This window comes from Cupriavidus sp. FW305-26 (genome assembly GCF_058787975.1).
In genome coordinates, this window is the sequence record NZ_JBYTAH010000066.1 from 1 (window position 1) to 20,501 (window position 20,501).

At 67.7% G+C, this 20,501-nt stretch carries 23 protein-coding genes; 18 read left to right on the plus strand and 5 right to left on the minus strand.

The genetic code is table 11. The features are described from left to right. The 11 genes from AC3WQZ_RS28025 to mnmH form a co-directional block, all read left to right on the plus strand. A partial coding sequence (locus AC3WQZ_RS28025) for a TorF family putative porin (protein WP_492301654.1) occupies positions 1 to 342 on the plus strand: 342 nt, incomplete at its 5' end. Positions 343 to 394: 52 nt separating this feature from the next. Continuing rightward, positions 395 to 733: a P-II family nitrogen regulator gene (locus AC3WQZ_RS28030; protein WP_010814843.1), complete on the plus strand. Its 339-nt coding sequence runs from the start codon at positions 395 to 397 to the stop codon at positions 731 to 733. Between the two features lie 32 nt (positions 734 to 765). Then, positions 766 to 2,280 (plus strand): ammonium transporter, encoded by a 1,515-nt coding sequence (amt, locus tag AC3WQZ_RS28035; protein ID WP_492301655.1) that lies wholly within the window; start codon positions 766 to 768, stop codon positions 2,278 to 2,280. Between the two features lie 553 nt (positions 2,281 to 2,833). Continuing rightward, positions 2,834 to 4,129 carry a glutamate--cysteine ligase gene (gene gshA, locus AC3WQZ_RS28040; RefSeq protein WP_010814841.1) on the plus strand — a complete coding sequence of 432 codons (1,296 nt, stop codon included), beginning with the start codon at positions 2,834 to 2,836 and terminating at the stop codon, positions 4,127 to 4,129. 8 nt (positions 4,130 to 4,137) lie between these two features. Further along, positions 4,138 to 5,091 carry a glutathione synthase gene (gshB, locus tag AC3WQZ_RS28045; RefSeq protein WP_492301656.1) on the plus strand — a complete coding sequence of 318 codons (954 nt, stop codon included), beginning with the start codon at positions 4,138 to 4,140 and terminating at the stop codon, positions 5,089 to 5,091. 68 nt (positions 5,092 to 5,159) lie between these two features. Continuing rightward, on the plus strand, positions 5,160 to 5,615 hold the full coding sequence (locus tag AC3WQZ_RS28050) for a PTS sugar transporter subunit IIA (protein ID WP_010814839.1): 456 nt from the start codon (positions 5,160 to 5,162) through the stop codon (positions 5,613 to 5,615). Next, complete coding sequence (locus AC3WQZ_RS28055) at positions 5,584 to 5,853, plus strand: HPr family phosphocarrier protein (RefSeq protein ID WP_010814838.1); 270 nt, start codon at positions 5,584 to 5,586, stop codon at positions 5,851 to 5,853. The genes AC3WQZ_RS28050 and AC3WQZ_RS28055 overlap by 32 nt, the downstream gene beginning before the upstream one ends. A gap of 49 nt (positions 5,854 to 5,902) precedes the next feature. Next, positions 5,903 to 7,663 carry a phosphoenolpyruvate--protein phosphotransferase gene (gene ptsP / locus AC3WQZ_RS28060; RefSeq protein WP_492301657.1) on the plus strand — a complete coding sequence of 587 codons (1,761 nt, stop codon included), beginning with the start codon at positions 5,903 to 5,905 and terminating at the stop codon, positions 7,661 to 7,663. A gap of 214 nt (positions 7,664 to 7,877) precedes the next feature. Continuing rightward, positions 7,878 to 8,183: a (2Fe-2S)-binding protein gene (locus tag AC3WQZ_RS28065; protein WP_010814836.1), complete on the plus strand. Its 306-nt coding sequence runs from the start codon at positions 7,878 to 7,880 to the stop codon at positions 8,181 to 8,183. A 125-nt stretch (positions 8,184 to 8,308) separates the two neighbouring features. Beyond that, positions 8,309 to 8,788: a bacterioferritin gene (gene bfr, locus AC3WQZ_RS28070; protein WP_010814835.1), complete on the plus strand. Its 480-nt coding sequence runs from the start codon at positions 8,309 to 8,311 to the stop codon at positions 8,786 to 8,788. Between the two features lie 191 nt (positions 8,789 to 8,979). Next, positions 8,980 to 10,083 carry a tRNA 2-selenouridine(34) synthase MnmH gene (gene mnmH / locus AC3WQZ_RS28075; protein WP_010814834.1) on the plus strand — a complete coding sequence of 368 codons (1,104 nt, stop codon included), beginning with the start codon at positions 8,980 to 8,982 and terminating at the stop codon, positions 10,081 to 10,083. Positions 10,084 to 10,092: 9 nt separating this feature from the next. Here mnmH and AC3WQZ_RS28080 read toward each other — a convergent pair whose 3' ends face one another. From AC3WQZ_RS28080 to gpmA, 3 genes are all read right to left on the minus strand, one after another. Then, a complete protein-coding gene (locus AC3WQZ_RS28080) occupies positions 10,093 to 10,857 on the minus strand; it encodes a HesA/MoeB/ThiF family protein (RefSeq protein ID WP_010814833.1) in 765 nt (254 codons plus the stop codon). A 140-nt stretch (positions 10,858 to 10,997) separates the two neighbouring features. Continuing rightward, a complete protein-coding gene (locus AC3WQZ_RS28085) occupies positions 10,998 to 12,605 on the minus strand; it encodes a S41 family peptidase (protein ID WP_010814832.1) in 1,608 nt (535 codons plus the stop codon). Positions 12,606 to 12,784: 179 nt separating this feature from the next. Next, the gene (gene gpmA / locus AC3WQZ_RS28090) at positions 12,785 to 13,531 is read right to left on the minus strand and encodes a 2,3-diphosphoglycerate-dependent phosphoglycerate mutase (RefSeq protein ID WP_010814831.1); all 747 of its coding nucleotides are present in this window, start codon (positions 13,529 to 13,531) and stop codon (positions 12,785 to 12,787) included. 187 nt (positions 13,532 to 13,718) lie between these two features. Between gpmA and AC3WQZ_RS28095 the strand changes: the two genes are divergently transcribed. From AC3WQZ_RS28095 to AC3WQZ_RS28115, 5 genes are all read left to right on the plus strand, one after another. Next, complete coding sequence (locus AC3WQZ_RS28095) at positions 13,719 to 14,132, plus strand: rhodanese-like domain-containing protein (RefSeq protein ID WP_010814830.1); 414 nt, start codon at positions 13,719 to 13,721, stop codon at positions 14,130 to 14,132. Positions 14,133 to 14,217: 85 nt separating this feature from the next. After that, entirely contained in the window at positions 14,218 to 14,475 is a 258-nt protein-coding gene (grxC, locus tag AC3WQZ_RS28100) for a glutaredoxin 3 (protein ID WP_010814829.1), read from the plus strand. Positions 14,476 to 14,683: 208 nt separating this feature from the next. Beyond that, positions 14,684 to 15,202, plus strand: coding sequence for a protein-export chaperone SecB (secB, locus tag AC3WQZ_RS28105; RefSeq protein WP_010814828.1), 519 nt, complete (start codon positions 14,684 to 14,686; stop codon positions 15,200 to 15,202). 93 nt (positions 15,203 to 15,295) lie between these two features. Then, entirely contained in the window at positions 15,296 to 16,312 is a 1,017-nt protein-coding gene (locus AC3WQZ_RS28110) for an NAD(P)H-dependent glycerol-3-phosphate dehydrogenase (protein WP_011614462.1), read from the plus strand. 36 nt (positions 16,313 to 16,348) lie between these two features. Next, complete coding sequence (locus tag AC3WQZ_RS28115; RefSeq protein WP_010814826.1) at positions 16,349 to 17,326, plus strand: Bug family tripartite tricarboxylate transporter substrate binding protein; 978 nt, start codon at positions 16,349 to 16,351, stop codon at positions 17,324 to 17,326. 16 nt (positions 17,327 to 17,342) lie between these two features. Here the strand turns inward: AC3WQZ_RS28115 and trmL are convergent, their stop codons facing one another. Further along, complete coding sequence (gene trmL / locus AC3WQZ_RS28120; RefSeq protein ID WP_011614463.1) at positions 17,343 to 17,813, minus strand: tRNA (uridine(34)/cytosine(34)/5-carboxymethylaminomethyluridine(34)-2'-O)-methyltransferase TrmL; 471 nt, start codon at positions 17,811 to 17,813, stop codon at positions 17,343 to 17,345. Between the two features lie 83 nt (positions 17,814 to 17,896). Beyond that, complete coding sequence (locus AC3WQZ_RS28125) at positions 17,897 to 18,754, minus strand: ComF family protein (RefSeq protein ID WP_439671224.1); 858 nt, start codon at positions 18,752 to 18,754, stop codon at positions 17,897 to 17,899. Here AC3WQZ_RS28125 and AC3WQZ_RS28130 point away from each other — a divergent pair. Continuing rightward, positions 18,743 to 19,696 (plus strand): methyltransferase domain-containing protein, encoded by a 954-nt coding sequence (locus tag AC3WQZ_RS28130; protein WP_011614465.1) that lies wholly within the window; start codon positions 18,743 to 18,745, stop codon positions 19,694 to 19,696. The two genes, AC3WQZ_RS28125 and AC3WQZ_RS28130, sit on opposite strands and share 12 nt — an antisense overlap. A 272-nt stretch (positions 19,697 to 19,968) precedes the next feature. Next, the gene (locus AC3WQZ_RS28135) at positions 19,969 to 20,478 is read left to right on the plus strand and encodes a DUF2244 domain-containing protein (RefSeq protein WP_011614466.1); all 510 of its coding nucleotides are present in this window, start codon (positions 19,969 to 19,971) and stop codon (positions 20,476 to 20,478) included. The last annotated feature ends 23 nt before the right edge of the window (positions 20,479 to 20,501 follow it).

Consider the following 20,501-nt stretch of genomic DNA (forward strand, 5'->3'; position numbering starts at 1 on the left):
GGCTGGGGCCCGGTGTTCCTGAAGTACTCGCACTCGGTCACCAACCTGTTTGGCTGGGCCGACAGCAAGAACAGCGGCTACATCGACCTGAGCGCCAACGTGCCGCTGAACTTCTGGGACCTGACCCTGAATGCGCACGTCGGCTACCAGGACGTCAAGCACAACAGCGACGCCTCGTACACCGACTGGAAGATCGGCCTGACCAAGGACCTGGGCAAGGGCTTCGCGCTGGCGGTTGCCTATGTCGACACCAACGCCAAGGAAGTGGCCTACACCAGCGCCAACCGCGGCCGCTACCTGGGCAAGGCCACGGCCTGGGCCTCGATCACCAAGACTTTCTAATCATTGCCGCAGGCCGGGCAGGCAGCGCCGGCCTGCCCCGAGGAGAAATCGGATGAAACTCATCATCGCAGTCATCAAGCCGTTCAAGCTCGACGAAGTGCGCGAAGCGCTGTCGGACGTGGGCGTGTCCGGCATTACCGTGACCGAAGTGAAAGGCTTCGGCCGCCAGAAGGGCCACACCGAGCTGTACCGCGGCGCCGAATACATCGTCGACTTCCTGCCCAAGGTGAAGATCGAGGTGGCGGTGCCCGACGACGTGGTCGAGCGCGCCATCGAGGCGGTCGAGAAATCGGCCCGCACCGGCAAGATCGGCGACGGCAAGATCTTCGTGGCACCGATCGAGCAGGTCATCCGCATCCGCACCGGCGAGACCGGCGGCGATGCCCTGTGACCCGAGACAGCACATCACAAGAGGTTAAGCACATGAAAACCTGGTTCAAGCGATTCCTGACGGCCGGCGCGATGGCGCTGGCCATCGGCACGGCGGGCGTGGGCATCTCCACGCCGGCCGCCGCACAGGACAAGCCGGCCGCCGAGGCATCTGCCCCGGCCGCCTCCGCCGCCCCCGCTGCAGCCGCTGCCGAAGCTTCGGCGCCGGCTGCTCCCGCTGCCGCCGCGGCCGCACCGGTGCCCAACAAGGGCGACACCGCCTGGCTGCTGGTCTCGACCGCCTTCGTGATCCTGATGACGCTGCCCGGCCTGGCGCTGTTCTACGGCGGCCTGGTGCGCTCCAAGAACATGCTGTCGGTGCTGATGCAGTGCCTGGTGATCTTCTCGCTGGTGGCGCTGCTGTGGGCGATCTATGGCTACAGCTTTGCCTTCACCGAGGGCAACGCCTTCTTCGGCGGCACCGACCGGCTCTTCATGAAGGGGCTGACGGTCGAGGCCGTGGCCGCCACCTTCAGCAAGGGCGTGGTGGTGCCGGAACTGGGCTACTTCGCCTTCCAGTGCGCCTTCGCCTGCATCACCTGCGGCCTGATCATCGGCGCCTTCGCCGAACGCGCCAAGTTCTCGGCCGTGCTGGTGTTCGTGGTGCTGTGGTTCACCTTCTCCTACATCCCGATGGCCCACATGGTCTGGTTCTGGCCGGGTCCGGACGCCTACACCGACGCTGCTGCCGGCGCCGCCGCGACCGCCAAGTCGGGCTGGCTGTTCCAGAAGGGCGCGCTCGACTTCGCCGGCGGCACCGTGGTGCACATCAACGCGGCCGTGGCCGGCCTGGTGGGCGCCTACATGTTCGGCAAGCGCATCGGCTTCGGCCGTGAGGCGATCCGTCCGCACAGCCTGACCTTCACCATGGTGGGTGCCTCGCTGCTGTGGTTCGGCTGGTTCGGCTTCAACGCCGGCTCGGCGCTGGAAGCCAACGGCTCGGCCGCGCTGGCCTTCGTCAACACGCTGCTGGCCACCTGCGCAGCAGTGCTGGCGTGGACCTTCGGCGAGTGGATCGGCAAGGGCAAGCCGTCGATGCTGGGCGGCGCCTCGGGCGCGGTGGCTGGCCTGGTGGCGATCACCCCGGCGGCCGGCTTTGTCGGCCCGATGGGCTCGATCGTGATGGGCCTGATCGCCGGCCTGCTGTGCCTGTGGGGAGTGACCGGCCTGAAGCGCATGCTGGGCATGGACGACTCGCTGGATGTGTTCGGCGTGCACGGCGTGGGCGGCATCGTGGGTGCGCTGCTGACCGGCGTGTTTGCCGCGCCCAGCCTCGGCGGCACGGGCATCTACGACTACGTGGCCAACAAGGTGGCGGACGACTACTCGATCGCCGGCCAGCTGTGGATCCAGTTCGAAGGCGTGCTGACCACCGTGGTGTGGTCCGGCGTGGTCGCCTTCGTGGCCTACAAGCTGGTGGACATGCTGATCGGCCTGCGGGTGCCGGAAGACGAAGAACGCGAGGGCCTGGATATCACCTCGCACGGCGAGACCGCGTATGAAGTCTGAGCGCAAAAGTGTTGTGCTGGAGAGCTGATTGGGAATCTTCTCTCAGGAGTTTTCGCCCGGCCGCGTGCCGGGCTTTTTTCTTTCCGGCATTGCCTGAGATTGCATACATTTGGCGGTCAGCCATGGCCGAACAACGCGTGCCGCGAATGCTTCGGGGGGACTTCCGAGCTTCCTCGCAAAACCCGCCAGCCGAGCGCCGGCAAGGGCTGGCTGGCGATCCCCCCGCGCGCTGCGCGGGCTTTTCGCAAAGTGCTTAACTCCGATCTTAAAAAGCTTCAATTGTCTTTAATGTGCGGGGCACATACATTGCCAGTGAGGCAGTTTCCTCCACCTGCAGAACGCTCCCCGTATCTGTCAGGCCATTTAAGAGCGCGGCATCGCCGCGCTTTTTTTTTTGCCGGTGCGGCCGGCTCTTTATTTCGCGCCGCCCATCCCCATATCGTTATCCCTCAGGCCCGGCCATGCATATCCTTATAAGGGGTGTGCCAGCGCCTGGTTGGCCGTTCCTCTACAATCGGGGCGAACGATTAAGACGACGATTTATAGGATGGATATGGTCCCGCATCTCATCACCGCGCTGAACGGTCCGCTGCTCGAACTGGAAAAGAAAATCCTGGACGCCACGCCGTCCATCGAGCGCTGGTTCAGGCTGGAATGGCAGGAGCATACCCCTCCGTTCTATTGCTCGGTGGACCTGCGCAACGCCGGCTTCAAGCTGGCGCCGGTCGACACCAACCTGTTCCCGGGCGGATTCAACAACCTGGCCCCGGAAATGCTGCCGCTGGCGGTGCAGGCGGCGATGGCAGCGATCGAGAAGATCTGCCCGGACGCCAAGAACCTGCTGCTGATCCCCGAGCGGCATACCCGCAACATGTTCTATCTGCAGAACGTGGCGCGGCTGTCGCTGATCATGCGCCAGGCGGGCCTGAACGTGCGCCTGGGCTCGCTCTCCGAGGAAATCACCGAACCGACCCCGATCGAGCTGCCGGACGGCCAGACCCTGGTGGTCGAGCCGCTCGCGCGCCTGGGCACCAGGGGCCGCCGGCTGGGGCTGAAGGACTTCGACCCCTGTTCGATCCTGCTGAACAACGACCTGTCGGCCGGCATCCCGCCGATCCTGGAAAACATCAACGAGCAGTACCTGCTGCCGCCGCTGCATGCCGGCTGGTCCACGCGCCGCAAGAGCAGCCACTTTGCCGCCTATGACGAGGTGGCCAAGAAGTTCGCCAAGCTGATCGACATCGACCAGTGGATGGTCAACCCCTACTTCGCCCGCTGCTCCGGCGTGGACTTCCACGAGCGCGTGGGCGAGGAAGAACTGGCCGACGCGGTCGAGGGCGTGCTCAAGAAAATCGCCAAGAAGTACCGCGAGTACGGCATCAAGGAAACCCCGTACGTGGTGGTCAAGGCCGATGCCGGCACCTACGGCATGGGCATCATGACCGTGCGCGATCCGTCCGAGGTCAAGGGCCTGAACCGGAAGGAGCGCAACAAGATGAGCGTCGTCAAGGAAGGCCTTGAGGTCAGCGACGTCATCATCCAGGAAGGCGTACATACCTTCGAGAAAATCAATGAAGCGGTGGCCGAGCCGGTGGTGTACATGATCGACCGCTACGTGGTCGGCGGCTTCTACCGCGTGCACACGGGCCGCGGCAACGACGAGAACCTGAACGCGCCGGGCATGCATTTCGTGCCGCTGGCGTTTGCGCCCAACGGTATCCCCGACTCCCACGCCAAGCCCGGCGCGGCGGTGCCTAACCGGTTCTACATGTACGGCGTGGTGGCGCGATTGGCGCTGCTGGCGGCGTCCCTGGAACTCGAGAAAACCGACCCGAACCCGATCCTGTGACGAGCCCCATGCGCATCCTCTTCATCACTGACCCGCTGGAGACCTTCAAGACCTACAAGGACTCCACCTACGCCATGATGACCGAGGCCGCCGCGCGCGGCCACGAGCTGCACTGGTGCTTGCAGCCGCAACTGACCCTGTCCGGCCGTGTGGTCGAGACCATGGCCACGCGACTGCACCTGACCGGCGACGACCACGCCTGGTACCGCGAAGGCAACAGCGCGCTGGAGCCGCTGTCGGCATTCGACGCGGTGCTGATGCGCAAGGACCCGCCCTTCGACATGGAGTACGTCACCAGCACCTGGCTGCTGGAGTTGGCCGAGGCGCAGGGCGCGCGCGTGTTCAACAAGCCGCGCGCGATCCGCGACCATTCCGAGAAGCTGGCGATTGCCCAGTACCCGGAATTCATCACGCCGACGCTGGTCACGCGCGACCTGGCACGCATCCGCGACTTCCACGCCGAGCACCGCGACATCATCGTCAAGCCGCTCGACGGCATGGGCGGCATGGGCGTGTTCCGCGTCGGCGCGGACGGCATGAACCTGGCCGCGATCGTCGAGACTTTGGGCCACGACGGCGCCCGCACGCTGATGGTGCAGCGCTATATCCCGGCGATCAAGGACGGCGACAAGCGCATCCTGCTGATCGGCGGCGTGCCGGTGCCATATTCGCTGGCGCGCGTGCCGATGGCCGGCGAGGTGCGCGGCAACCTGGCTGCCGGCGGCACCGGCCGCGCGCAGGAACTGAGCCCGCGCGACCGCGAGATCGCCGAGGCCCTGGCGCCGGGGCTGTGGGAGCAGGGCCTGCTGCTGGTGGGCCTGGACGTCATCGGCGACTACCTGACCGAGGTCAATGTGACGAGTCCGACCTGTTTCCAGGAGATAACCCAGCAAACCGGCTTCCATGTCGCGGCGATGTTCATCGACGCGCTGGAGCACGCCGTGGACGCGGCCGGGCGCTGAGCCTGGCCGGCAGCGGGAGCGCGGGGGGCCGCCTGCTACAATCGGGGCAATCCAACGGATTCACCATCATGGCAGGCATTCTGATCATCGCGCACACCCCGCTGGCTTCGGCGCTGCGCGATTGCGCCGCCCACGTCTACTGCGGCCAGCCGCAGCGGCTGGAATCCATCGACGTCCTTCCCGATGCCGACCCCGCCGTCGTGCTGGCCGAGGCCAGGCGCCGGCTGGCGGCCATCTGCGAGGACAACGGCGCGCTGGTCCTCACCGATATCTTCGGCGCCACCCCCGCCAATATCGCCGCACGCCTGGCCGAGCCGGGCCGCGTGCGGGTGCTGGCCGGCGTCAATCTTCCCATGCTCGTGCGCGCGATCTGCTACCGCGGCGAAAAGCTCGACCAGCTTGCCACCAAGGCCCTGGCCGGCGGCTCGCAGGGTGTGCTGCAGGTCGGCACCACGACTGTCCAGAACCAAACCGCAAACCATCCCGACAAATATGCTGCAGAGGGACACCACCATCATCAATAAGCTCGGCCTGCATGCGCGCGCGTCCGCCAAGCTGACCCAGCTCGCCGGCAACTTTGTCAGCCAGGTCAAGATGTCCCGCAATGGTCGCCAGGTCGACGCCAAGAGCATCATGGGCGTCATGATGCTGGCCGCCGGGATCGGCTCGACGGTGACCCTCGAGACCGACGGCCCCGACGAGCAGGAGGCGATGGACGCGCTGCTGGCGCTGATCGCCAACCGCTTTGGTGAGGGAGAGTGAGGCCGGCGGCCTCGACCCGAATTCTTAAACGTTCCTGACGGAGCGGTACATGCCTTTCGCCCTGCACGGCATCCCGGTCTCGCGCGGCGTCGCCATCGGGCGCGCGCACCTGCTTGCGCCCGCGGCGCTGGACGTGTCGCACTACCTGGTCGATGAAGACCAGCTCGACGCCGAGGTCGAACGGCTGCGCGCAGCGCGCGCCGCGGTGCGGGCGGAGCTGGCCGCGCTCAAGCGCGACCTGCCGCGCGATGCGCCCGAGGAGCTAGGCGCATTCCTGGACGTGCACGCGATGATCCTCGACGACGAGGCGCTGGCGCGCGAGCCCGAGGCCCTGATCCGGGGCCGCCGCTACAACGCAGAGTGGGCACTTACCACGCGCCTCGAAGAGCTGATGCGCCAGTTCGACGAGATCGAGGATGAATACCTGCGCGAGCGCAAGACCGATATCCGGCAGGTGGTCGAGCGCATCCTGAAGGCGCTCGCCGGGGCTCCGGTGCTGGTGCCCGCACCGGTGCCGGCGCTGGCCGCCGACGGCGAGGCCGCGACCGGGGTGATCGTGGTGGCCCACGATATCGCCCCGGCCGACATGCTGCAGTTCCGCCATGCCATCTTCCACGGCTTCGTCACCGACATGGGCGGACGCACCTCGCATACCGCCATCGTCGCGCGCAGCCTGGACATCCCGGCCGCGGTCGGGGTGCAGAGCGCGAGCGAGCTGATCCGCCAGGACGACTGGATCATCATCGACGGCGATGCCGGGCTGGTGATCGTCGACCCGACCGCCATCATCCTGGAAGAGTACCGCCACCGGCAGAGCGAGCGCGCGCTGGAAAAGAAGCGCCTGCAGCGGCTGCGGCATACCCCGGCGGTGACGCTGGACGGGCTGGAAATCGACCTGCTGGCCAATATCGAGATGGCCGAGGACGCCGGCGCGGCGCTGGCGGCCGGCGCGGTCGGCGTGGGCCTGTTCCGTTCCGAATTCCTGTTCATGAACCGGCGCGACGAGTTGCCGGGCGAGGACGAGCAGTTCCAGGCCTACCGCGGCGCGGTCGATGCCATGCACGGGCTGCCGGTGACTATCCGCACCATCGACATCGGCGCCGACAAGCCGCTCGATGCCCGCGGCGATGAATTCGAGACCGCGCTGAACCCGGCGCTGGGCCTGCGCGCGATCCGCTGGTCGCTGTCCGAGCCGGGCATGTTCCTGACCCAGCTGCGCGCGCTGCTGCGGGCTTCGGCCTTCGGCCCGGTGCGGCTGCTGGTGCCGATGCTGGCGCATGCCAGCGAGATCGACCAGACCCTGGCGCTGATCGCCAAGGCCAAGCGCCAGCTCGACGAGCGCGGCGAGGCCTATGACCCGGGCATGAAGGTCGGCGCCATGATCGAGATCCCGGCGGCGGTGCTGCTGCTGCCGCTGTTCCTGCGCAAGATGGACTTCCTGTCCATCGGCACCAACGACCTGATCCAGTACACGCTGGCCATCGACCGCGCCGACAACGCGGTGGCGCACCTGTTCGACCCGCTGCACCCGGCGGTGCTGCAGCTGGTGGCGCGCACCATCCGCGAGGCCAACCGCGCCGGCGTGCCGGTGGCCGTGTGCGGCGAAATGGCGGGCGACCCGTCCATGACCCGGCTGCTGCTGGGCATGGGGCTGCGCGAGTTCTCGATGCACCCGGCGCAGCTGCTGCGGGTCAAGCAGGAGATCCTGCATGCCCACTGCGAACGGCTCGAGCCGCTGGTCGACCAGGTCCTGCAGGCCTTCGATCCCGAGGAGCAGGCGGCCGCCCTGCGGCAGCTGGCACGACCCTGAAGCCATCAGGGTTTTCTGATGCGGAAAGGCGGCTGGTGCAGCACTTCTGCAAGCCGGAAAGTGCCGCCTCAGCCGCCTTCCTTTTGCATCCTGTGGCGCCTACCCGACCTCTCCCAATGTGGCTTAATGGGAATTGTTATCATTATTGATCTCTGATATTCTGACGTTCATTCGCAGTGGCATGCCGGTGCCACGCGCCCCAACGGAGGGACTTGTGTACGTCTGCATCTGCAACCAGATCACCGATCGTGAGATTCACGGTGCTGCGCACCTGGGCATCGAAACCCTCGACGAACTGGCCGAAACGCTTGGCGTCGGCACCTGCTGCGGCCGCTGCCGCGAGTGCGCGCACCAGGTGTTGCAGGAAGGCGTGGCGGCGGTGCGCAATGTTACCGTTGCGACCCTCGCCAACATCCAGGTTGTGGAGATTTCTTCCTGTTCCGCGTCGGGCCCATGTACCATAATGGACACTCGGGACCCGGCAGTCGCGAACGACCAGCGCAAGGCGCTGGTGGCCTGAACGCGCCCATGAACTGAAGACCAGTTCACGGCGCGCTTTTGCGCTTTTTCCTTTTTCACTGACTGCACGGCGCCATTGGCGCCGTTTCGTGTTTTTGCGCGGGCCCGGTGCAACAGGAGCCGCCAATGAAAGGTGACAAGAAGGTCATCCAGCATCTGAACGCCCAGCTCAAGAACGAGCTGACCGCGATCAACCAGTATTTCCTGCACGCCCGCATGTATCGCCACTGGGGCCTGAAGAAGCTCGGCGACGTGGAGTACAAGGAATCGATCGGCGAAATGAAGCACGCCGACCGCCTGATCGAGCGCATCCTGATGCTGGACGGCCTGCCCAACCTGCAGGATCTGCACAAGCTGCTGCTCGGCGAAGACACGCCCGAGATGCTCAAGTGCGACCTGAAGCTGGAGCAGACCGCGCACGCCACCGTCAAGGAAGGCATCGCCTACTGCGAATCCGTAGGCGATTACGTCAGCCGCGAAATCCTGGTCGATATCCTCACCGATACCGAGGAACATATCGAATACCTGGAAACGCAGCTGGACCTGATCGACAAGGTCGGGCTGCAGAATTACCTGCAGTCGCAGATGGAGCCGGGCGAGCAATAAGCCGGTTTCCGGCGTGGGCGCTCTCGATGAGCGGCCGCCCCAGCGCGCGGCGCCGTTCGGCTCCGCCTTGTTGCTCGCCTGCAGGCAGTAACTCTTCTCATTCCGATTCCTGTTCTTTATCCAGGCGTCCCTGGCGGGCAAAGGCTCCTGTCCCGCCACGGCGCCGCGCAAATCTCACCCTACGATTAATGATGCGCCCTGACACCGCGGACTTCCGCACCCTGTTCCTCAGCGGCGTGGCCATGCTTGACGTGCGCGCGCCGCTGGAATTCGCGCGCGGGGCCTTCCCCGGCGCGGTCAACCTGCCGCTGATGGATGATGCCGAGCGCCACGAGGTGGGCCTGTGCTATGCGCAGAAGGGCCAGCAGGCGGCAATCGAACTTGGCCACCAGCTGGTGTCCGGGCTGCGCAAGGCCGCGCGGATCGCAGCCTGGGCGGAGTTTGCGCGCGCGCATCCGGACGGCTACCTGTATTGCTTCCGCGGCGGGCTGCGCTCGCAGCTGGTGCAGCAATGGCTGCATGCGGCCGGTGTCGATTACCCCCGCGTGACCGGCGGCTACAAGGCCATGCGCGGCTTCCTGATCGAGACCACCGATGCCGCGGCGGCCGAGCAGCAATGGTTTGTGCTGGGCGGCCTGACCGGCAGCGGCAAGACCGATGTGCTGGCCGACGTGCCCGCCGCGATCGACCTCGAAGGCCATGCGCGGCACCGCGGCTCGGCCTTCGGCCGGCGCGCGCTGGCGCAGCCGCCGCAGATCGATTTCGAGAACGCGCTGGCCATCGACGTGCTGCGGCATATTGACGCAGGCTGGCGCGCGCTGCTGGTGGAGGACGAGGGCCGCTTTATCGGCAGCCGCGACGTGCCGCAGGTGCTGACGCAGCGCATGCAGGCCAGCCCGCTGGTGTGGCTGGAAGCGTCGTTCGACGAACGCGTGGAGCGCGTGCTGCGCGACTATGTGCAGGGGCTGGCGGCGGAGTTCATTGCCGAGAAGGGCAGCACGGAAGGCTTCGAAGCCTACGCTACGCGCCTGCGCGAGGCCATGGCCGGGATCTCGCCGCGGCTGGGCGGTGCCCGCTACGGCAAGCTGTCGGCGTTGCTGGACCAGGCGCTGGCGCAGCAGGCGGAGCGGGGCGAAGTGGATCTGCACCGCGGCTGGATCGAAGTGCTGCTGCGCGAGTACTACGATCCGATGTACGCCTTCCAGCGCGAACAGCGCGAGGCGCGCATCGTCTTTCGCGGTGACCGCGCCGCAGTCACCGACTGGCTGCGGGCGCACACGGCGCAGCGGGGCTAGTCTGCCGATTCAGTGCCCGGCGCAGACCGGGCAATCCGGCGTGCGTGCCAGCCGCATCGTGGTCCATTCCATCGACAGCGCATTGACCATCAGCAGCCGGCCCGCCAGGCTCTCGCCGACACCCGCGAGCAGCTTGAGCGCCTCGGCCGCCTGCACGGTGCCGACCATGCCGACCAGCGGCGCGAACACGCCCATGGTGGCGCAGGCCACTTCCGGCGCGGGTTCGGCCGGCGGGAACAGGCAGGCGTAGCAGGGCGCGTCGGGCTGGCGCCGGTCGAACACGCTGATCTGGCCATCGAAGCGCAGCGCCGCGCCTGACACCAGCGGCACCTTGTGGCGCACGCAGGCGCGGTTGACTGCCTGGCGCGTAGCGAAGTTGTCGCAGCAATCGAGCACCACGTCGGCGCTGGCGACGAGCTGGGCAAGCTCTGCATCGCCCACGCGCGCGGGCACCGTCACGATCTCCAGCCCCGGGTTGATGCGCAGCATGCCTTCGCGCGCCGAATCCACCTTGGGCCGGCCCACGTTGGCGGTGGTGTGGATGATCTGGCGCTGCAGGTTGGTCAGGTCGACTTCATCGTCGTCGACCACCGTGATGCGGCCCACCCCGGCCGAGGCCAGGAAGGGCAGCGCGGCCGCGCCCAGGCCGCCGGCACCGATCACCAGCGCATGGCCGGCAAGCAGGCGCCGCTGGCCCTCGATGCCGAGCTCGTCCAGCAGGATGTGGCGCGAGTAGCGCAGCAGTTGTTCGTCGTTGAGGCCGTCGTCGCTCATGAGGTAATCCCTCGAGTGCTGAAGGGGAGGGCGGTTTTGGGTGCTCCAAAGCCGCCCGAGCTAGCCCAAGCAAGGTGTTCTCCGTCTCCCCTCATGGGGAGAGGGGAGCAAACCGGCAGCCTGAACAAAGCCCCAGGCTCTCAGGGTGCCTTGCCCGTCGGCGTGCCCAGCGGCTCGCCGATCGGAGCGCTGGCCGGCGGCTGCTTGCCGGGGGCCGGCGCCGCCGGCTTGGCTGCCGGTGCGCTGGCGCCCTTGGCGCCGCTCTTGCCCGAGGGCTTGGCCGCCTTGCCGTTGTCGGCCGGCGGATTGGTTTCCAGCTTCGACTTGGAGCGCTTGACCGGCTGGCCGTTGAGCTGGGCGATGGCCTGCTGCAGCATGAAGTCGTCGGCCGTACCGAATTCAACCGGCTTCTTGCGGCGGTCCTTCTCGCGCTCTTCCGGCGTCTTCTTCGCGTTCTCTTCTTCCAGGCGGCGCAGCTCGTCCACGCGGCGCTGCTCGCGCTCGGTCATTTCCGGCTGTTCCGATTCCTGCTTGTTGTGCAGGTGGCGCTCGGTGTCGATTTCGCGCGTGATCAGCGCGTCGTCCGGATCGCCTTCGGGGTTCTGGTCGACCGGGATGTCCGGACGGATGCCCTTGGCCTGGATCGACTTGCCGCTCGGCGTGTAGTAGTACGCGATGGTCAGCTTGATGCCGGTGTCGTTGGTCAGCGGGCGCACGGTCTGCACCGAGCCCTTGCCGAAGGTGGTCTTGCCCATGATCTGCGCGCGGTGATGATCCTGCAGCGCGCCCGCCACGATCTCGGAGGCCGAGGCCGAGTAGGCGTTGGTCAGCACCACCATCGGGATCTTCTTGTAGAGCGCGGGCAGGTCCTTGAGCGGATCGTCTTCGAGCGACGACAGGCGGTAGTTGTTGTACGTCGCCTTGTACACGCGCTTGGCATCGGGCACCTGGCCGTTGGTGGACACCACCGTGGCGTCTTCCGGCAGGAAGGCCGCGGCCACGCCGACCGCGCCCTGCAGCACGCCGCCGCCGTTGTTGCGCAGGTCCAGCACCAGGCCCTTCATGTTGGGGTTCTTCTGCGCCAGTTCGGCCAGCTTGCGGGACAGGTCGGCGATGGTGCGTTCCTGGAAGCTGGTCAGGCGGATCCAGCCGATATTGTTGTCCAGCATCTTGGCCTTGACCGACTGCACGCGGATCTCGGCGCGCGTGATCGAGACCGGGAAGGTGCGTTCCTCGCTCTTGCGGTAGATGGTCAGCGTGACCTTGGTGCCGGGCTCGCCGCGCATGCGCTTGACCGCCTGCTCCAGCGGCAGGCCGCGCACGGGCTTGTCGTCGATGCGGGTGATCAGGTCGCCCGGCTGGATGCCGGCGCGGAAGGCAGGGGTGTCCTCGATCGGGTTGATCACCTTGACCAGGCCTTCTTCCTGCGAGATCTCGATGCCCAGGCCGGCGAAGCGTCCGCGCGTGCCTTCTTGCAGTTCCTTGAAGTCTTTCTCGTCGAGATAGGACGAATGCGGGTCGAGGCTGGCGACCATGCCCTTGATGGCTTCGGTCAGCAGCTTCTTGTCATCGACCGGCTCCACGTACTCGCGCTTGATCTGCCCGAAGATATCGGCCATCAGCCGCAGCTGGTCAAGCGGCAAGGGCCCCGATGAATTCTGGGCGGTCGCCGAAATCTGCAGCGTGGCGAGCACGCCGGCGACGAGGCCGACAGAAACCAGGCTGATGTTCTTGAGGGTCTTGCGCATGAGGGCTGCCTGAACGTGTACTCGAAGTACTGGTGTACGGTATGGGGATTATGCCGGCTGCGGCCGCCCGGCGCCGGGCGGTTTGTCGGACAGTATAAGTGCGAGTGGTGGAAAGGGCCTGTCCCGTCCCGGCTCAGGGTGGGCGGCCGCACATCCGCGCGCGGCCGCCCGGGCGGGCTTCAGCGTGCCTTGCCCTGGCTGGCCACGGCCGCCAGCGAGGCGGCGATGGCGTCCTGGTCACCCAGGTAGTAGTGGCGCAGGGGGCGCAGGTCGGCGTCCAGCTCATAGACGAGCGGGGTGCCGTTGGGGATATTGAGTCCGACGATATCGTCATCCGAGATCTGGTCCAGGTATTTCACCAGCGCGCGGATGCTGTTGCCATGGGCGGCAATGACCACGCGCTTGCCCGATTGGATGTCGGGGGCAATGGATTCGTTCCACAGCGGCATCACGCGGGCCACGGTGTCCTTCAGGCATTCGGTCAGCGGGATCTCATTGCGCGGCACATTGGCGTAGCGCGGATCGTCGTACGAGGCACGCGGATCGGTGGGCTCCAGCGCGGGCGGCGGCGTGTCATAGCTGCGGCGCCACACCAGCACCTGCTCGTCGCCGAACTTGGCGGCCGTTTCTGCCTTGTTCAGGCCGGCCAGCGCGCCGTAGTGGCGCTCGTTCAGGCGCCATTCGTTGCGCACCGGGATCCACATCAGGTCCATTTCATCCTGCACATGCCACAGCGTGCGGATGGCACGCTTGAGCACCGAGGTATAGGCCACGTCAAAGCCCAGGCCGGCATCCTTGAGCAGCTTGCCGGCCTGGCGCGCCTGGTCGGCGCCGGTTTCGGTCAGGTCGACGTCGACCCAGCCGGTAAAGCGGTTTTCAAGGTTCCACGTGGATTCGCCGTGGCGGATGAGGACGAGCTTGTACATGCTGCTGCTTCCAGAGAGTAGGTAACCTGCATGCGTCCGCGCCGTCACCTGGAAGGGCTGATGGGTTCCTTGTGGACATCCCATGTCTCAGACAGGCGACAATGGCGGATGGCCATGCGACGGCAGGGCCTGGACGCCAAACCGCGTATTTTATAATGCCGCCGACCCAACCTACCGGAATGCCAACGTGAATTTCTTCGCCGACTACAACAACCTCGCTCTGATCGCCCTTGCCGTGGTCTCGGGCGGCCTGCTGGCCTGGCCCGCGATCTCGCGCAGCACCCGCGGCAAGACCGTCAATACGGCCACCGCGACCCAGCTGATCAACAAGCGCGGCGCGGTCGTGGTCGACATCCGCGAGCCCGCCGAGTATGCCAAGGGTCACCTGCCGCAAGCCAAGAGCGCTCCGCTGGCCGACCTGCCCTCGCGCGCGGCCGGCCTTGCAAAGGACAAGGCTGCCCCCATCATCGTCGTGTGCCAGACCGGCCAGCGCTCGGGCAAGGCCCAGGCAGCGTTGAAGGAAGCCGGTTACAGTGAGATCTACGCGCTCGAGGGCGGCATCGCCGCCTGGCAGCAGGCAGGCCTGCCGCTGGTGAAGTAATCCCGGGCAGCACCGCCGTATCCGTCACAAGGCGCGCCCCCGGCCAGGCCGGGCCGCGCGCGCATTGCATTCAAGGAGAACCCGCATGGCCCGTGTCGTCATGTACAGCACCGTGGTGTGCCCGTATTGCCTGATGGCTGAACGCCTGCTCAAGTCCAGGGGCGTGGAAACGATCGAGAAGGTCCTGATCGACCGCGAACCCGGCAAGCGGGAAGAGATGATGGCCCGTACCGGTCGCCGCACCGTGCCGCAGATCTACATCGACGAGACCCACGTGGGTGGCTTCGACGACCTCTCGGCGCTGGACCGCCAGGGTGGCCTGGTGCCGCTGCTGGCCGCCTGAGCCGGTTGCGCCGGTTGCGCCGGCGCTGGCGCGGAATCGTCTGATTCCGCGCCGCGCTGGTTCCGGCTTACCCCCGGCGCGGGTGAATTCGCCACCCGCGTCATGTACCATATGCGTTTTTCAAGCGGGCACCGGCCAGCCTTGCACGATGCAAGGATTGCGGCCGCCGCGCCCGATGCACACCAGCCCATCCTCCCGGAAGCCTTTCATGAGCGACCAGCAAAACACCCAGCAGGACGATCAACCCTTCTTCAACATCCAGCGCGTCTACCTGAAAGACATGTCGCTGGAGCAGCCCAATTCGCCCGGCATCTTCCTGGAATCGGAAGCCCCGTCGGTGGAAGTGCAGGTCAACGTCGGCGCTTCGCAGCTGCAGGAAGGGATCTTCGAGGTGGTGGTGACGGGCACCGTGACGACCAAGGTGCAGGACAAGGTTGCCTTCCTGGTGGAAGCGCACCAGGCCGGCATCTTCGATATCCGCAATGTGCCGGTGGAGCAGCTGGACCCGCTGCTGGGCATCGCCTGCCCGACCATCCTGTACCCGTACCTGCGCGGCAATATCGCTGACGTGATCACCCGCGCCGGCTTCCAGGCCATCCACCTGTCGGAAATCAACTTCCAGGCGCTGTATGAGCAACGCCTGCAGGCCGCCATGGAAGAAGCCCAGGGTGCCGAAGGCGGCAACAGCGGCATCGTGATGCCCGACGGCAGCCAGGCCCGCCACTGATTCCGGCGTCCTGAGCCATCATCGAAACGGGGCTGCGGCCCCGTTTTGCCTTTGGGCTACCATCGACTGCGTCCATCCTCGGATCAAGCTGCCATGAAACTGACCTTCCTCGGTGCCGGTGCCTGGGGCACCGCCCTCGCCAGCCATGCCGCGGCCGCCAATGACGTGGTGCTGTGGGGGCGCGACCCCGCGCAACTCGCGGCCATCGCGGCCACGCGTGAGAACGCCGCCTACCTGCCCGGCGTGACGCTGTCCGAGAGGCTGGCGGTGCAGGCAGACTTCGAGCAGGCCGTGGCGCATGCCGCCGACGATGCCGACGGCATCGTGGTGGTGGCCACCCCGGTGGCGGGCCTGCGCGAGATGACGCGCAGGCTGGCCGCGCGCGGCGCCAGGCCGGTGTCGATGCTGTGGCTGTGCAAGGGCTTCGAGTCCGGCACCCACCTGCTGCCGCACCAGATGGTGCGGGCCGAACTCGACGCCGCCGGGCGCACCGAGGGCTTTGCCTACGGCGTGCTGACCGGCCCCAGCTTCGCGCGCGAGGTGGCGCTGGGGCTGCCGTGCGCGCTGACCGTGGCAGGCAACGAGCCGTCGCTGGCCGAACGCGCGCAGGCGGCCTTCCACCATCATGCGATGCGCATCTACGGCAGCGACGACCTGACCGGCGTGGAAGTCGGCGGTGCGGTCAAGAACGTGCTGGCCATTGCCACCGGCGCCAGCGACGGGCTGGGCCTGGGCCTGAACGCGCGCGCCGCGCTGGTGACGCGCGGGCTGGCCGAGATGACGCGCCTGGGGCTGGCGCTGGGCGGCCGGGTCGAGACCTTCATGGGCCTGGCCGGCGTGGGCGACCTGATCCTGACCGCCACCGGCGACCTGTCGCGCAACCGCAAGGTCGGCCAGCAGCTGGCGGCGGGGCAGAGCCTGGAGCAGATCCTGGCCGGTCTGGGCCACGTCGCCGAGGGCGTGCGCTGCGCCCAGGCTGTGGCAGAGCTAGCCTCGGCTTACGGTGTCGAGATGCCGATCGCCCGCGCGGTCTGCGCGGTGCTGTTCGACGGGCTGAGCGCCGCCGATGCGGTGGCGCAGCTGCTGCAGCGCGACGCGCGCGACGAATGATGACTCGCGTATCCAACTTCTGATCCTCCGCACCGCATGCCCACACGACGACAAGCGCTGATCGCGCTGGCTGCCGCCTGCGCCGCCGGGACTTCCGGCGGCGTCTTCGCCCAACCCTGGCCCGCGCGGCCGATCCGCATGGTGGTGCCGTTCCCGCCGGGCTCATCGCCCGACCTGATCGCGCGCATCGTGACCGAAAAGCTGGCCGCCGCGCTGGGCCAGCCGGTGGTGGTGGAAAACCGTCCCGGCGCCGGCGGCAATATCGGCACCGGCATGGTGGCGCGCGCCGCTCCGGATGGCTACACCCTGCTGTTCACCATCAACGGCCCGCTGGTGACCGCGCCGACGCTGTCGCGCAACCTGAACTACGACCCGTTCCGCCAGCTGGCGCCGGTCACGCTGGTGGCGACCTCGCCCAACGTGCTGGTGGTGGATGCACGCCTGCCGGTGCACAACCTGCGCGAGTTCGTCGCGCTGGCACGGGCCAAGCCGGGTGAGTTGAACTATGGCTCGCCCGGCAACGGCAGTGCCTCGCACCTGGCGATGGAGCAACTCAAGGCGATGGCGGGCATCGACCTGCAGCACGTGCCATACCCCGGCTTCCCGCAGATCACCACGGCGATGGTGGGCGGGCAGGTGCAGGCGGGTTTCATGGTGCCGGCGATCGCGATGCCGCAGGTCAACGCGGGCAAGCTGCGCGTGCTGGCCGTGACCACGACGGGGCGCACGGCGGTGTTGCCGTCGGTGCCGACAGTGGCGGAATCCGGCTACCCGGGCTTCGAGGCGATTTCCTGGCAGGCGGTGCTGGCGCCGGCGGGCACGCCGCAGGCTGTGATCGACCGGCTCTACCGCGAGCTGGTGGCGATCATCGGCAGCGCCGACGTGCGCGACAAGATGCGCGCGCAGTATTTCGTGCCGGCCGGCACCGCGCCGGCCTCGCTGCGCCAGACCATGGTGAGCGAGAAGGCGCGCTGGGACAAGGTGATCCGCGCCGCCGGCGTGCAGCCGGAGTAGGCGCTGGCCGGGCGGCTCAGCTGCCGCCTTCGAACCCGTTCTGGCGCCACGCCTCGAACACCACCACGGCGACCGTGTTCGACAGGTTCAGGCTGCGGTTGTCGGGCCGCATCGGCAGCCGGATGCGCTGCGCGGGCGGGAACCAGTCGCGCCGCTCCGGCGATAGCCCGCGTGTTTCGGAACCGAACACGAACCAGTCCCCGGGGCGGAACGCCACCTCGCCGAACGGTGTCGAGCCGCGCGTGGTCAGCGCGAACATGCGCGCCGGGTCGGGCTGCTCGCTGGCCATCAGCGCGTCCCAGCTTTCATGCACGCGCATGGTGGCGTACTCGTGGTAATCCAGTCCCGCGCGGCGCATGCGCGCGTCTTCCAGCGGAAAACCCAGGGGTTTGACCAGGTGCAGCTGCGCTCCGGTGTTGGCGCACAGGCGGATCACATTGCCGGTATTGGGCGGGATTTCCGGTTCGACCAGGACGACGTTGAACATGATGCGGGGGATGGCGGGCGCACTGCGCCCTTCGTCAGAACGGTGCGCAGCTTACCGCGCGCACCGGCCACTGTCATCCAAAGCTACGGCGTGCGCAGCGCGACGATCACGCTGACGCGAGCCGCGCCATGCGCCTTGAGCACGCCGGCGGCCTCGTGCAGGGTGGCGCCGGAGGTCATCACATCGTCTACCAGCGCCACGTGCATGCCGTCCAGCCGCGCGGCGCGCGCCAGCCTGAAGGCGCCGCGCAGGTTCACCTGACGGGCGGCCAGGTCCAGCGCACGCTGGCTGCCGGTGTCGCGCTGGCGCTGCAGCAGCACCGGGTCGGCGCGCAGGCCCAGGTGGCGCGCCAGCGGCCGCGCGATTTCCCAGGCCTGGTTGAAGCCGCGCGCGGCCAGCCGCTGCGGCGACAGCGGGATCGGCGCCAGCAGGTCGGGCGCGGGCTGTCGGGCCCAGGCCCCCTGCAGTCCCGCGGCCAGCCTGGCCGCGAGCCAGCCCGCCAGCGGCAGGGCGTGGCCGAACTTGAGCGCCAGCACCAGCTGGTCCTGCGGCGAAGCGTAGTCGCCCAGCGTGTGGGCTTGGTCGTAGGCCGGGGGCGATGCCGCGCAGGCCGGGCAGTGGAAGTGGCGCCCCTGCGCCAGCGCGCAGGCGGGGCAGCGCCGCACCGGGCGCAGCAAGTCGGCGGCACAGGGCGCGCAGACCACCTGCCGCTGCACCGCGCCGCACAGCGCGCAGGCGCTTGGCAGCAGCAGTTCGCCGGCGCCGGCCAGCGCCTTGCCGGCGGCGCCGGCAGCCAGCGCGGCGCGCGCGTATACTTGCCGTCCGGCCGCGGCCCATCGGGCGCGGCGGCCGCATTCATCCGGCGCTCGGGCCTGATCCTGTATCTGTCCCCGCGCCGGTTCCTGGTTTTCTTGCTGCCCTGTCTGCCCGTGTCCCTGCATGCCGCTGATTCCCCCGATGCCTTCCTGCCGCCCGCGCGCCTGACCCGGCTCGCCTTCGACCGGCGCAGCCGCGGCTTCGGCCAGCTGGACTTCCTGCTGGGCGAGATCGGCCGCCGCATGCAGGAGCGCATGGAAGTGATCCGCCTGGCGCCGCAGCGCGCGCTGGATATCGGCTGCGGCCACGGCCAGGGCCTGGCCGGGCTGCGCGCGCGCTTCCCGGATGCGCAGATTGCCGGACTGGACATCTCCGGCGCGATGCTGGCCGAGGCCGGCCAGCGCGACCCGCAGCGCCGGCCCGGCTGGATCGGCCGCATGCTGGGCAAGCGGCCGCTCTTTGACCTGGTCCAGGCCGATCTTGCCACACTGCCTTTTGCGCCCGCGAGCTTCGACCTGCTGTGGTCCAACCTGGCGCTGCACTGGCATCCGGAGCCGCACCGCGTGTTCCCGGAGTGGCACCGCGTGGCGCGCGACGAAGGGCTGGTGCTGTTCTCGCTGTTCGGCCCGGACACCCTGAAGGAGCTGCGCGCGGCCTTTGCCGAAGTCGACCAGGCACCCCATACGTTGCGCTTTGTCGACATGCACGATATCGGCGACATGCTGGTGCACAGCGGCTGGTCCACCCCGGTGATGGACATGGAGACGCTGACCGTGACCTACGAGTCCCCCGCCACGCTGCTGCGCGAGGTGCAGGCCTTCGGCGGCCTGCGCGGGCCGGTCGGGTCGCTGCCGCAGGGCCTGCGCGGCCGCGGCTGGTACCAGGCGCTGGCGCAGGCGCTGGAGCGGCGGCGCAACGCCGACGGCGTGATCCCGCTGACCTTCGAGATCGTCTACGGCCACGCCTGGAAGCTGGCCCCGCGTGGCGGCCAGGCGGTCGACGACCAGGGCCGCGCGGTGGTGCCGCTGGACCAGATCGGCCGTGCAAGGCCGCGTCGGACAAGTTAAAACAGAGTTAACTTGCGCCGGTGCTGGATTGCCGCAAACATAGCGCCGGCGCGGCGGGCAGGGCGATGGCGGGGCCCTTCCCTATGCACAGAATCAAGCAGCGCGCAAGCCGTCCGGTCAAGGCGCGCCCTTGTCCGTGTATGGGAAGCGCCCTATAATGCGCCAGTTTGTCGCAGTGGTCCCCTGGCACAAGAACGTCCTGGTTTTGCACTTGCACTGTGCGGCCCGGACGCCATCGTCCCGGGTGTGCATCCGATGCAGAGTGGTTGGCGATGCAAGACTTGGGTATCGCATTCCAGACGGCAGGTGGTGACTCCGGCGGAAATCTCGACGGACCTCCCCCCGCGCCCCACGACTGGCTGATGAAGCGGAATTGCTCGCTGAGTCCACGCCAGGTCGGCTGGTTTTACCTCTCGATCCTCACGGTTTCGCTTGCCATCGCGTTGTTTTTTGCGTGGCAAGGGTCCTGGCTCGTACTGCCGTTCGCGAGCATCGAGCTGATCGGGCTGGGCATCGCACTGCTGGTGTATGCGCGCCATGCGACAGACTATGAGCGCGTCAGCATCACCGACGGCACGCTGGTCGTGGAGACAGCCAGCGCCGGACGGGTGACGCGTCAGGAATTCAATCCGCGCTGGGTGCGGATCGAACTGGGTGAATCGTTCCGCGCGCTGGTGACGCTGCGCTCGGGCGGGCGTGAGGTACAGGTGGGGTGTCACGTGGACCCGTACCGGCGACGCAAGTTCGCGCAGGAGCTCGCAGCGGCCTTGCGCCGCCTCTGAGAGGCGGCGGTGGCGGCGGCGGG